This window comes from Pseudoalteromonas lipolytica, assembly GCF_900116435.1.
Taxonomy (GTDB): Bacteria; Pseudomonadota; Gammaproteobacteria; order Enterobacterales; family Alteromonadaceae; genus Pseudoalteromonas; species Pseudoalteromonas lipolytica.
In genome coordinates, this window is the sequence record NZ_FPAZ01000006.1 from 96,664 (window position 1) to 109,111 (window position 12,448).

Here is a 12,448-nt window from a genome sequence, read left to right on the forward strand (position 1 = left end):
ATCAGCGATTTTTACACAGTATAAAAATCGCCTTAAATATTAAAATGTGTAGTTATACTGAGCACCTAATAGTACAGCATGACCTTTTGATTCATATTCCCATGAAACATTTTGGCCAAGTGACGCTGCTAAACTATCTTTTTCAGTGAAGTTTTGTGTTTTACCACGAAGAATACTCACACCTAAGTCGATATTTGAGTTTTCGCTAAATGCGTAATTACCACCGAACGAGAACCAGAAACGGTCTGTATCAGGAATAGAGATTGAAAGGTGTGATTGATCAGCTGGCGATTCATCGTAGGCAATACCTGCACGAAGTAATAACGCATCGCTGTACTGATAGTCAGTACCAATTGAGTAACGCATTGAATCAGAGAAATTCTCTTCTTTAGAGAAAACAGGCGTTTCACGGCTTGGTGTATACGCTTCTAATTTCTGGAAGCTATCCCAACCAGTCCATAAAATGCTGTAGTGTACGCCTAGCTTTTTGTCTAATTGGTGTGAACCAGAGAACTCAGCAATCGCTGGTAATGTTAATTTTAGCTCGCCAGGTACAGTCATGCCCGCTAAACCACCCACAGCTGCAGGTAATTGGTTTGAGTACTCACCTTCAAAATCGATATCTGTTTCGCTGCGGTAGCTAAAGCCAAAGCGGTTATTTTCATCAAGTTGGTACATTGCACCCACGTTCCAACCAAAACCGTAATCGTCACCTTCAAGGTGAGCAATTTGCGTATTCGCAGGGATACCAAATGGGTTAGCACCGGCATTACGAACTACTTTTGCATCAGCGTAAACATAGTTTAAGCCAAGACCTACGCTGAACTGCTCGTTGATTTTGTACGATGCACTGGCATTCATGTTAACAGTTACGATTTCAGTTTCACCCGCAATCGAGCCTGCCGCATAGTCGTCATTAAACTCAGTTGAAAGACCAAAGTTAGAAAAAGCACCAAAACCTAACGACACTTTGTCATTTAATGGCATGGTGAAGTAACCCGCAGGAATAAATGCAGATGGAGCGATGCTATCATCATCAATTGAGTTTGCATCTAAACCATATGCAGCGCTCTGGCCTTTTAAGCTTACGTCTGGAATAACAGCAATGCCTGCCACTGAAATTTGCTTGTCTTTGAATAAAGACATAAGTGCAGGGTTACGAGCTACAACTGAAGCATCATCAGCAACGGCTGCTTCACCTGCGTATGCACGGCCTAAACCCGATACATTTTGCTCTGCTAATTGGAAAGCTGCAGCAAAGCTGTCAGCAGAAACAACAGCAAGTGATGCTGCAATTAATGTTTTAGTGAACTTCATAAATCTGTGTCCTCTTGCAATCTAATGCGTTAGCGATACCAATTTATAGTGCAACCAGCTAGTTAGCTTTTAAAGTTAGCGCTACATGTTGGTATTAGATGTTTTATTCTAATAATTACAAACTTTCGAACATTACCTTAATTAAGATCAAAAAACTGTAATTTTTCGTTAGAAATAGGTAAAAAACCCACATTTTAACAACAAGATAACAACTTATTAAAACTCATCAGATCTCTGGTAACAAATAGTAATTGATATCAATTATCATTTGCATTGACATCTTTTTAGCATCGCTTTAGACTAAAAACAGTGTGTTAATGGATCAGGCATGGTTATGGAAATCGCTTTTATTTTTACTGCATTGCTCTTATGTGGAGTCAGTGTTTACTACTTCTGTAAAGCAAACTACTGTGCTTGCACCAAAGCCGGTGAGTGCGATAACCCCGTTAATCAGTATTGGTTAGGTGCGATGTGCAGCGCGGTTCTGTCGTTATTGTTGTGTTGTGTTGCTTTGCATGTCGAAAAAGGCACATTATTGTGGTTGGTATTAATGGTAAGTTGTTTTAGTGGTGCATTTATTTCAGCTAAACGTAATGCCAAAAAGCGCTGCACTAAAGCTAAACAAGCAAATGCTCTTTTAACAAACGAGCCAAATTAAGCTGGTAATCAAGCGGTTTGATACTAGCAACAATCTTTAATTCATGGTTTTCGCTTAAATTAACATCTTTAGCGGTAATATGGTGCTTGTGTTTAGCATTATAAAATATTTTTACTTTAGGCTTTATAGGGTTCTCGTGATTCCCTTCCATCACTAACGCAAGACGTTCATTGTTAAGCTTAACAATTGTGCCAACTGGATGTACTCCCAAGCACTTAATAAACCGCTGTACAAGTTCTGAGTCAAACAGGTGCTTATTAGCCAACAAGTAACGTAATGCCGAGATAGGCTCTTCGCCTAATTGATGAGGGCGGTCTGCTGTCATTGCATCATACACATCGACTATGGCCATCATTCGCGCTGGCCGACTCAGCTTTTCAGCGCCAATGCCACGCGGGTAGCCACTGCCATCTAAGCGTTCATGATGATTAACGACCATATCAAGCATTAAAGGGCTAATTCCCTTTTCACCTTTAATCACACCTAAGCTTTGTGCGACATGTTTTCTAACAACCTGCATTTCTGTGTCATTCAATGCACTGGGCTTTGATAGCACTCCTTGCGGCATTTTTGCTTGCCCTATATCATGCAAAAGCGCCCCCATAGCAAGCTCTTTTATCGTTTTTTCTTTGTAGCCTAGATACTTAGCAAACACACTAACTAAAATTGCGGTATTAATCATATGACGCCAATTATAGATATGCTTGTCTTTAAGACGCGTTAATATCGTCAGCGCATTGTGATTTCGAAACACAGAGCCGACAATATCAACCGCAATATCATCTAATAAACTCATATTCATTTTCAGACCCGCGGTGATGTCTGAGTAAAGTGCTTGTAATTTACGGCTGTACTGTTCGTAGTGAACACTCGCCTTAAGAAACTCCTGCTCAACCGTTACAGCGTGCGACTTAGTATTAAGGGCGTCAGTTTGCTCTACAATTGGTTTGCTTGGTTCTGCAACTGGTTGGTATTTTTTAGGAAGCGCAACATCACTCTGAGCAAAATCGATAAGGAGTTCTTCAACGCCCTCAGAAATTAAACGCTTAATAATGGTTTTATCACGCACTAAACCACGCGTTTTTATTTTAATACTGTTTATGTGTTCTTGTTGCTTACTGACACTGTCAACAAACATCCCTGGTACAAGTTCGGCAATCGGTAAGGTGATTAACATAAAAAGGTTAGTGCATAAAAAATCGAGTTTTCATTATCGCCCAACCGAAAAAAATGTCTATAGATCAAGTCTCGAATACGAAATAGGTATGAGTTAATTTTAGAGGTTAGAGGTTAGAGGTTAGGAAATTATAAGCGCGATTGTATATCGCGCCATAATTCAGACAGTAACGCGGGGTAAACCCGCTGCTACATTTTATTCCTGAAAGTATGTGCCCCAACCGTCATACTCAACGTCACATTGCTGTGCAAGAGCTTCTAATTTATCAACATCTTCCATTATGACTTCAACGTCAAGCTCAGCTTCAACAACGACGTCAAAGCTCCATACTTTTTGGCCATCTTCTAGCTCAAGTTCTGCAGGTTCTTCAACATCGTAGCCAAGTTTAAATGCGGCTAGCGCAGCTTGCTCTAATTTTTCGAAGTTTTCACTTACGAAGTGATGTTCAACTTCATACAGTACTTCAGGATCTGAGCCATCTTCAAGGAGTGAAGTAACAATGTCTTCACTAATTTCGCGCCAATTTTCCATTATTTATTTCTCACTTGAGCATCTAATTCAGTTATTTTAGCAGCCATAATATTATGAACATGCGACGCATGCTCACGTGCAGTTACGTCTTTATCAAGATAAATCGGCGCTAACATTTCAAGGTAAATTGTACCATTGTCTAAGCGGTTTAGCTTAATAGTTTTATGCGTGGTACTCATACAAACAGGCACAATGGGGACATCGGCACTCATTGCGGTATGAAATGCCCCCGTTTTAAAAGGCAGTAAACCGCGACCATAACTCCGAGTTCCCTCTGGGAACATCCACACAGACAGACCTTTTTGCTTTATTTTTTCGGCTGATTTAGAAATGGTACCCGCTGCTTTTGAGCGGTTTGCACGGTCAATTAAAATATTACCTGAAAGCCAGTATAGCTGACCAAAAAACGGAATCCACTTTAAGCTTTTCTTACCAAGGCTGACACAATTTTCTGGCACCATCGCGGGTAAGGTGAATATGTCGTAGTTGTTTTGATGATTTGCTACATACACTGCTGGACCCACATTTTTAGCGTCAGGGTGATAAGTCAGCTCAAGCTTGACGCCTAGCAACACCGCCATTTTACTAAACCAACCTGAAACAATGTGCACATTATTATTGTGAAATGGTTTAAAAATGCATAAAAGCAAACCAAACACACAGCTTAAAACAATAAATAACGCCATGATAATAATACGAAAAACAGCTAACAAACGGATTCTCCTCGAGTAAATCAGCGCGCATTATAACGTGAAATATGTCATTACCATAGCTTTTGGCGTACATGTGTGCGCTAAGATATTAATCTCTTTTCGTTGCAATAAAAAAGGCCTGCTTAGCAGGCCTTCTTAATTTATTCACTCAAATCTGTTGAGGATTCGTCTGGTTCATCGGTGTGTGTTATTTCTACCACCGCTTCATCTACACGCTGTAACCCGCGTGGTAGCTTATTACCTCGTCGACCGCGCTCACCATGATAATGCTCAAGATCACTTGGTTTTAAGGTTAATTTACGCTTGCCTGCATGAAGTGTCACACTGCTGCCCTCTGGCACCACCGCAAGTACTTTTACAAACTCTTCACGGGCTTGTACTTTTGCACTAGGAATAGAAATAATCTTGTTTCCCTTGCCTTTGCTTAGCTTAGGTAAATCACGTAATGGGAATAACAGCATACGGCCTTCATTTGAAATCGCCATACAGTAATCTGTCGCAACATCACTCACACGGATAGGAGCAAGTAGCTCTCCGCCTTTAGGCACGCTAACCAGCGCTTTACCATTCTTATTCTTACTAACAAGATCTTTAAAGTCGCTAATAAAGCCATAACCTGCATCTGAAGCCATCAATAATACTTGATTGTCTTCTGCCATCACCACATGTTCAAAGTTAGCCCCAGAGCTTAAATTAAAGCGCCCTGTCATTGGCTCACCTTGGCTTCGCGCTGACGGTAAGCTGTGCGCATCCGTGGCAAATGCCCGACCACTTGAGTCAAGGAACACCGCAGGCTGGTTGCTCTTACCTCGCGCCGATGCTTTGTAGTTATCGCCCGATTTATAGCTGAGTCCTTCCACATCTAAATCATGGCCTTTACCGACACGTGCCCAGCCTTTTTCAGACAGCACAACAGTGACTGATTCTGATGGAATAAGATCTTTCTCACTCAACGCTTTTGCTTCAACACGCTCAACAACAGGCGAACGACGATCGTCTCCGTACATTTCAGCAGCTTCTTGAATTTCTTTCTTCATTAACGTCGACATACGACGATCTGACCCTAGCGTTTGCTCTAATTTATCACGCTCTTTGGCAAGCTCATCCTGCTCGCCTTTAATTTTAAACTCTTCAAGTTTCGCTAAGTGACGTAGTTTTAATTCTAAAATCGCTTCGGCTTGCGTGTCTGTTATTGCGAAACGCTCCATCAGCACTGGCTTTGGCTTATCTTCAGTACGGATGATTTCAATCACTTCATCAATATTTAAGAAAGCAGTTAATAAACCTTCTAAAATATGTAAGCGCGCAAGTACTTTATCTAAACGGTACTGTAAACGACGACGTACTGTTTCACGGCGGAACGTCAACCATTCAGTTAAAATGCTGAGTAAATCTTTTACTTGTGGGCGTCCATCTAAACCCAGCATATTTAAGTTTACGCGGTAGTTCTTTTCTAAATCGGTTGTCGCAAATAAGTGAGCCATTAATGGCTCTGCTTTAATGCGATTTGAGCGCGGTACAATAACGATACGCGTTGGGTTTTCGTGATCAGATTCATCACGTAAATCTGCCACCATTGGCAGCTTTTTCGCATTCATTTGCGCAGCTATTTGTTCAAGTACCTTAGCACCTGAACATTGATGCGGTAGCGCCGTAATAACAATATCACCATGTTCTTCGGTGTAGATTGCACGCATTTTAATTGAACCACGACCAGTTTGATAAATTTTACGAATATCGTCTTTTGGTGTGATGATCTCAGCTTCTGTTGGGTAATCAGGCGCATGCACTAATTCCAGCAGTTCTTCGATTTCAGTTTTTGGTTTATCGAGTAATAAACAACATGCACTCGCCACTTCTCGCACATTGTGTGGTGGAATATCGGTTGCCATCCCCACCGCAATACCCGTCACACCATTAAGTAAAATATGCGGTAAACGAGCAGGCAGCACCATCGGCTCATCTAATGTGCCATCAAAGTTAGCCGTCCAATCAACAGTTCCCTGCCCAAGCTCTTTAAGTAAAACTTCTGAGAACTTTGATAATCGTGCTTCGGTATAACGCATTGCAGCAAATGACTTAGGATCATCCGCTGCCCCCCAGTTACCTTGCCCATCCACCAGCGGATAACGGTAAGAAAACGGCTGCGCCATTAAGACCATGGCTTCGTAACATGCGCTGTCACCATGTGGATGGTATTTACCTAAAACATCACCCACGGTACGCGCTGATTTTTTATATTTTGCTTGTGCCGATAAGCCCAGCTCACTCATCGCATAAATAATACGGCGCTGTACAGGTTTTAGACCATCGCCTACATGCGGTAAGGCGCGGTCCATAATGACGTACATCGAATAATTTAAATAGGCGTCTTCAGTAAAGCGCCCCATTGTTTGTTGTTCTATGCCCTGCATCAGCAAGGTATCTGTATCACTCATTAACGCTTACCTATTTTTTCTTAGCGCTAACGCGGTAAATCGCATTAGCGTAATCGTCTGAGATCAATAAGCTGCCATCTGCAAGTTCTGCAAATGCAACTGGGCGACCAAATGTTTCTTCATTTTGCATAAAGCCAGTAATGAATGGGGTGTACTTTGTAATACGGCCTTGTTCAACATTGGCTAGCATGACTCTATAACCCGACTTTTTCGAACGATTCCACGAACCATGCTCAGCAACAAATAACTGTTCTTTGTAGTTGGCCGGAAATTGCTTACCGTTGTAGAAATGAATACCTAATGGTGCAACATGCGCCCCCAGCGCCAGTGCAGGTGATTTGTAATCAGCAATACGCTTACCTTTGCCAAATTCAGGGTCTAAAATAGCCCCTGCATGCACATAAGGGAAACCGTAATGAGCGCCTTCTTCTCCTTCACCTACTCGGTTAATCTCGCATGGAGGCATGTCATCGCCCATCATGTCACGGCCATTGTCACTGAACCAAAAAGCATGGGTAGTTGGGTGATAATCAAAGCCCACTGAATTACGTACACCTTTGGCAATCGTTTTAATTTCTTTGGTATCAACATCCAAAGAGAAAATACGGCCGTACTTGTCATCTTCTGCACAAATATTACACGGTACACCAACAGGAACAATTAACTCCCCCGTTGGCGCAAAGCTAATAAACTTCCAGCCATGGTGACGATCGGTTGGGAACTTATCGTAAACCACCTCAAATTTGGGTGCTTTTAAATGTTTATCAATTTCTTTAAAACGAATAATACGTGACACTTCAGCAACGTATAAATCGCCGTCTTTTATTGCTAAACCCGACGGCATTTCGAGCCCTTTGGCAATCACAATTTTCTTATCTGCTACACCATCACTGTTATGATCGATAAGCGCATAAACATTGCCCGCTTTTCGCGAGCCGACATACACAATGCCTTTTTTAGAAACGGCAATTTGACGCGCATTCTCAACATCATCTGCAAATAAACTAACGTTGAAGCCATCAGCAACCGTTAGTTTATCTAAAATATCTTTTGCCATCACTGGCGCTGACAACAAGCTCAGTGATAATAATGAAGTCAGTATTTTTTTCATTTTTCTTGCCTTTTAATTCATTTTCAGCAACTAAGTTGCAGCTCTATATTTAAACTTGTGCACGATTACCGTGATCTTCTAGCCACTGACGACGGTCTGAAGAACGCTTTTTAGCAAGCAACATGTCCATCATTTCCATGGTTTGCTCTTCCTCATCAAGTGTTAGCTGCACTAAGCGACGTGTATTAGGATCCATGGTGGTTTCGCGTAATTGCAGCGGATTCATCTCACCAAGACCTTTGAAGCGTTGTACATTAACTTTACCGCGTTTTTTCTCTGCTTCTATCCGGGCTAAAATGCCATTTTTTTCGTCTTCATCAAGGGCGTAATACACATCCTTACCAATGTCGATTCGAAATAAAGGGGGCATTGCCACGTACACATGGCCTTTTTTGATAAGCGCAGGAAAGTGACGCACAAACAATGCACACAACAAGGTGGCAATGTGTAATCCATCCGAGTCAGCATCCGCTAAGATACAGATTTTATTGTAGCGCAGACCAGATAGGTCACTCGAATCAGGGTCAATGCCGAGTGCTACCGAAATATCGTGAACTTCTTGCGATGCCAAAATTTGCCCAGACTCTACTTCCCACGTATTTAAGATTTTACCTCGCAGCGGCATAATCGCTTGGAACTCGCGATCACGTGCTTGTTTAGCCGAACCACCCGCCGAGTCACCCTCAACTAAAAACAGTTCAGTGCGGTCATTATCTTGCGCGCTGCAATCTGTTAACTTACCAGGTAATGCAGGGCCTGAGGTAATGCGTTTACGCACTACTTTTTTGGCTGCACGTAAACGACGTTGCGCATTAGAAATACATAAATCGGCAAGTAACTCGGCAGTTTCGGTGTGCTCGTTTAACCATAAACTAAATGAGTCTTTCACCACACCAGACACAAATGCAGCACATGAACGCGAAGACAGCTTTTCTTTTGTTTGACCTGCAAATTGCGGGTCTTGCATTTTAACTGACAGCACATAACTACAACGCTCCCAAATATCATCTGGGGTCAGTTTTACACCACGTGGCAGTAAGTTTCTAAACTCACAAAACTCACGCATCGCCTCTAAAAGCCCTTGGCGCAAGCCGTTTACATGGGTTCCGCCCTGTGCGGTTGGAATTAAATTTACATAGCTCTCGGCAATCGATTCACCACCATCAGGTAACCACACAACTGCCCAATCAGCGCCTTCTGTTGAGCTGGCAAACTCACCTATAAACGGCTCTTTAGGCAAGACATCAAAGCCTTTTACAGCCTCATTTAAATAGTCTTTTAGGCCTGTTTCGTAGTACCACTCGAGTGTTTCTTTAGTTTGCTTATTGGTAAATTTGATGCGCAAACCTGGGCATAATACGGCTTTGGCTTTTAATAAGTGATTAAGTTTGGTGATCGAAAAGTTCGCTGAGTCAAAATAGCTGGCATCAGGCCAAAAACGAACCGTTGTCCCGGTATTACGCTTACCAACCGTGCCAATAACGTTTAAGTCTTCGACTTTATCGCCGTGTTCAAAGGCCATTCTAAATTGCTGCGCATCGCGGCGAACAGTCACTTCAACACGAGTAGATAGCGCATTCACAACCGAAATACCTACGCCGTGCAAACCACCTGAGAATTGATAGTTCTTATTTGAGAACTTACCACCTGCATGTAGCTTGGTAAAAATAAGCTCTACCCCGGGAATTCCTTCTTCAGGGTGAATATCGATTGGCATCCCTCGGCCATCATCAATGACTTCTAATGAGTTATCTTCATGAAGAATGACATCTATTTTTGTTGCATGGCCTGCCATTGCTTCATCGACACTGTTATCGATAACCTCTTGGCCTAAGTGATTAGGACGCACCGTGTCGGTATACATACCAGGGCGGCGTTTAACAGGTTCTAACCCGTTTAAGACTTCAATTGCTTCGGCGTTATAATTTTGCTGACTCATAGTTTTTATATCTTTTATGCGCTTAGCTATGTTTTACGTGATTTTAAGAAAATCTACAATACTTGCAAAGGTTTGTTCGAAGCCGATAAAACTATGATCGCCTCCAAATTCAACGCGTTGCTTACATTGAGAATAATATTTAACCGCCTCTTGATAAGGCAGTACTTCGTCGCCTGTTTGCTGTAACAAATAGAGTAATGACGGCGTTTTTATTTGCGCTAAATACAAGCTGCGCAATGCATCCATATGCCGCTTATCAAGCTCATAATGAACATTTTGATACGGGTTATAGTTTGGTCCCAAGAGATTATCAAGCAGCTCAAAAGGACGAACCGCGGGATTAATGACAACAGCAGGGAGGCCATAACGCTGCGACAAATACGTCGCATAAAACCCACCAAGCGAACTGCCTAACAACACGGTATCTGCCGTGATGAGCTGCTCTAGCTGTAGCATGGCATGCAATGGCTCATGGGTTAAACGAGGCACTTGATAGTCAACATCAAATTGCGCCATATGCTCACCAAAACGCACCGCTTTATAAGACTTTTCAGAGCTGTTAAAGCCATGAATATAAATTACCCGTTTAGCCATACTACATCCGTTGTTAACTGCACGCTATGCGTATCATCAAAGTTTAGGGTAATTAAACGAAAAGCAGGCCCTAAATCCTCTTGCTGCCACTGTGTAGTTTGCTTGGTAAACTGGATGGAGCTTGCGGGTGTTGCGTATATATTCAAGCCGCGAAATGCATACTTATAATCATGATGAACGTGACCATGAAACAACGCGATGCAGTGATGAGTGTTCACCAACGCATTTAACAATTGCGGGCCATTTTCAAGGAGGTGTTTATCGAGATAACCGTTTATAGGTAATGGGTTATGATGACAAAACACCACACTAGGTGTGTCATCCACTCCCTTACTAAGCTCCTCTAAATGCGCCTGTTTTACCCATCCCGCAGGTGTTGCGCCTTTCGAGTTAGCCAACAATAATTGCCCACCCTGAAAAGTAATTCGCTTATGGCTTAAAATGTGAGGACCCGCAATCGCATGGTATTCCTGTAACTCATCGTGATTACCCGGCAACCAAAATACGGGACACAACAGCGGTGAATCCGCAATTAGTTTAGCGAATAACTGGTATGAATCGCGGCTATGATCTTGCGTTAAGTCACCACCAAATACAACGCAGTCGACTTGATGCTCTGCAATTGCGGCTAAACAACGTGCAAAATACTCTGCGGTATTAACCCCAAAGTACTCGCCACTTTGATCTTTAAATAAGTGACAATCTGTAACATGGGCAACCGTTAACTGCGATTTTTCAAAATGGTAAGCGTCGCTAAACCAAGCCATTGTTAACATCCCAATTTAATACTGCGCGACCATTTTCAACACAAGCCACTAACCAGTCATATAAAAAAGCATTCAGCTGATATTTCTCGTCTTTTTGATGCATATTTGGATTAGGATAAGCATACGAAGGTTTAATGCGCTGATGAAAATCATGATGAATTATTTCGGCGACTTTCGCATCATGGTACATACGAACGGTTAAATACAGCGGTTTAACCGAATGTACGTGTCCCGCTTCCTGACTAATCGAGATATCCATGGTGTACTTTGCTGTATTGTCAATTTTGACCACAAAAGTACTACTTCCCAACTGAACTTTACGTTCTTGGTCAACTTGACGCTCTTGAGGAAGTAACTTTAATGCACGCACATAATTGTGCTCACACAAAGTTAAGTACTTAGGTAAGCTCTGAATGTAACGTTGTTCAGCCGTGACGTACGTCAAAATGCCCCCTACTCGTTAGTCGTTTTGCAAATCAGACACTATACGTTGCCTGTTCAGTGCTAACCATTGTAGCGAAATAACCGTTGCAGCATTGTCTATTTCACCTTGCTCCAATCGCAGCATGGCTTCATCATATGACATTATATGTGTTTTGATGTCTTCATCTTCGTTATCAAGACCAAAAATACCACCTTGGTATTGAGATAGGTCAGTATAGGCTAAATACAAGAACAAACGCTCTGTTGTTCCACCCGGACTTGAAAGATACGACATCATGAATTCAAGTTTATCAAGCTCAATCCCCGCCTCTTCAAACGCTTCGCGTTTGGCGACTTCTTCATAGTCAGTACTGCCATCAGCCATACCCGCTATGCATTCAAGTAACCAAGGAGAGTGTTTTGAGGCCAATGCCCCAATGCGTATTTGCTCAATTAACAGCACCTGATCAGTCACCGGATCATAAGGAAGTACGGCAACCGCATGGCCTCGTTCTAATATTTCACGCTTTACTTCGACAGACTGTCCACCGGCAAACAGTGCATGACGAAAGCAATATAAATTGATCTTAAAAAAACCATCATAAACACGTTCAATAGGCTTTAACTCTATGTCGTCATGGCTAAATTGTGAGATTGCGGTTATTTTCATTCTCTATTTCCTATACATTATGCGTAAAAAATACGGCCAATTATATTCTGTTACACTTGGACATGCAGATTTACGTATTTTTTTTTTGGTTATTCATTAAAAAAGAGTAC

The 12,448-nt window shown here is 42.1% G+C and carries 12 protein-coding genes; 1 reads left to right on the forward strand and 11 read right to left on the reverse strand.

Features of this window, described 5'->3' with window-relative positions:
• Nucleotides 1–39: 39 nt before the first annotated feature.
• Nucleotides 40–1,317: an outer membrane protein transport protein gene (locus tag BM378_RS07625; protein WP_036966153.1), complete on the reverse strand. Its 1,278-nt coding sequence runs from the start codon at nucleotides 1,315–1,317 to the stop codon at nucleotides 40–42.
• Nucleotides 1,318–1,651: 334 nt separating this feature from the next.
• On the opposite strand from BM378_RS07625, the gene BM378_RS07630 reads away from it, so the two are divergent.
• Entirely contained in the window at nucleotides 1,652–1,975 is a 324-nt protein-coding gene (locus BM378_RS07630) for a hypothetical protein (RefSeq protein WP_036966150.1), read from the forward strand.
• Here BM378_RS07630 and BM378_RS07635 read toward each other — a convergent pair.
• From BM378_RS07635 to BM378_RS07680, 10 genes are all read right to left on the reverse strand, one after another.
• Nucleotides 1,935–3,152 carry an HD-GYP domain-containing protein gene (locus BM378_RS07635; protein WP_074988927.1) on the reverse strand — a complete coding sequence of 406 codons (1,218 nt, stop codon included), beginning with the start codon at nucleotides 3,150–3,152 and terminating at the stop codon, nucleotides 1,935–1,937. The two genes, BM378_RS07630 and BM378_RS07635, sit on opposite strands and share 41 nt — an antisense overlap.
• A 195-nt stretch (nucleotides 3,153–3,347) precedes the next feature.
• Complete coding sequence (gene rraB, locus BM378_RS07640) at nucleotides 3,348–3,683, reverse strand: ribonuclease E inhibitor RraB (RefSeq protein WP_036966145.1); 336 nt, start codon at nucleotides 3,681–3,683, stop codon at nucleotides 3,348–3,350.
• Entirely contained in the window at nucleotides 3,683–4,396 is a 714-nt protein-coding gene (locus tag BM378_RS07645) for a 1-acylglycerol-3-phosphate O-acyltransferase (protein ID WP_036966142.1), read from the reverse strand. Before BM378_RS07645 ends, rraB begins: the two co-directional genes overlap by 1 nt.
• A 140-nt stretch (nucleotides 4,397–4,536) precedes the next feature.
• Nucleotides 4,537–6,834, reverse strand: a complete 2,298-nt coding sequence (gene parC / locus BM378_RS07650; RefSeq protein ID WP_036966139.1) for a DNA topoisomerase IV subunit A — start codon at nucleotides 6,832–6,834, stop codon at nucleotides 4,537–4,539.
• A gap of 10 nt (nucleotides 6,835–6,844) precedes the next feature.
• Nucleotides 6,845–7,945 carry a PQQ-dependent sugar dehydrogenase gene (locus tag BM378_RS07655; RefSeq protein ID WP_036966136.1) on the reverse strand — a complete coding sequence of 367 codons (1,101 nt, stop codon included), beginning with the start codon at nucleotides 7,943–7,945 and terminating at the stop codon, nucleotides 6,845–6,847.
• Nucleotides 7,946–7,994: 49 nt separating this feature from the next.
• Nucleotides 7,995–9,884: a DNA topoisomerase IV subunit B gene (parE, locus tag BM378_RS07660; RefSeq protein ID WP_036966132.1), complete on the reverse strand. Its 1,890-nt coding sequence runs from the start codon at nucleotides 9,882–9,884 to the stop codon at nucleotides 7,995–7,997.
• A 33-nt stretch (nucleotides 9,885–9,917) separates the two neighbouring features.
• Nucleotides 9,918–10,478, reverse strand: a complete 561-nt coding sequence (locus BM378_RS07665) for a YqiA/YcfP family alpha/beta fold hydrolase (RefSeq protein WP_036966129.1) — start codon at nucleotides 10,476–10,478, stop codon at nucleotides 9,918–9,920.
• Nucleotides 10,463–11,245, reverse strand: coding sequence for a metallophosphoesterase (locus tag BM378_RS07670; protein ID WP_074988928.1), 783 nt, complete (start codon nucleotides 11,243–11,245; stop codon nucleotides 10,463–10,465). The genes BM378_RS07665 and BM378_RS07670 overlap by 16 nt, the downstream gene beginning before the upstream one ends.
• Nucleotides 11,232–11,690, reverse strand: a complete 459-nt coding sequence (locus BM378_RS07675) for a DUF1249 domain-containing protein (RefSeq protein WP_036966122.1) — start codon at nucleotides 11,688–11,690, stop codon at nucleotides 11,232–11,234. The genes BM378_RS07670 and BM378_RS07675 overlap by 14 nt, the downstream gene beginning before the upstream one ends.
• Nucleotides 11,691–11,705: 15 nt before the next feature.
• Entirely contained in the window at nucleotides 11,706–12,338 is a 633-nt protein-coding gene (locus tag BM378_RS07680; protein ID WP_036966119.1) for an NUDIX domain-containing protein, read from the reverse strand.
• Between the last annotated feature and the right edge of the window lie 110 nt (nucleotides 12,339–12,448).

What these genes read in the sequence shown, in the direction of transcription:
- BM378_RS07630 (WP_036966150.1), top strand. Translation starts at nt 1,652, where the DNA reads ATGGAAATCGCTTTTATTTTTACTGCATTGCTCTTATGTGGAGTCAGT.
- BM378_RS07665 (WP_036966129.1), bottom strand. Translation starts at nt 10,478, where the DNA reads ATGGCTAAACGGGTAATTTATATTCATGGCTTTAACAGCTCTGAAAAG.
- BM378_RS07635 (WP_074988927.1), bottom strand. Translation starts at nt 3,152, where the DNA reads ATGTTAATCACCTTACCGATTGCCGAACTTGTACCAGGGATGTTTGTT.
- rraB (WP_036966145.1), bottom strand. Translation starts at nt 3,683, where the DNA reads ATGGAAAATTGGCGCGAAATTAGTGAAGACATTGTTACTTCACTCCTT.
- BM378_RS07655 (WP_036966136.1), bottom strand. Translation starts at nt 7,945, where the DNA reads ATGAAAAAAATACTGACTTCATTATTATCACTGAGCTTGTTGTCAGCG.
- BM378_RS07680 (WP_036966119.1), bottom strand. Translation starts at nt 12,338, where the DNA reads ATGAAAATAACCGCAATCTCACAATTTAGCCATGACGACATAGAGTTA.
- parE (WP_036966132.1), bottom strand. Translation starts at nt 9,884, where the DNA reads ATGAGTCAGCAAAATTATAACGCCGAAGCAATTGAAGTCTTAAACGGG.
- parC (WP_036966139.1), bottom strand. Translation starts at nt 6,834, where the DNA reads ATGAGTGATACAGATACCTTGCTGATGCAGGGCATAGAACAACAAACA.
- BM378_RS07625 (WP_036966153.1), bottom strand. Translation starts at nt 1,317, where the DNA reads ATGAAGTTCACTAAAACATTAATTGCAGCATCACTTGCTGTTGTTTCT.
- BM378_RS07670 (WP_074988928.1), bottom strand. Translation starts at nt 11,245, where the DNA reads ATGGCTTGGTTTAGCGACGCTTACCATTTTGAAAAATCGCAGTTAACG.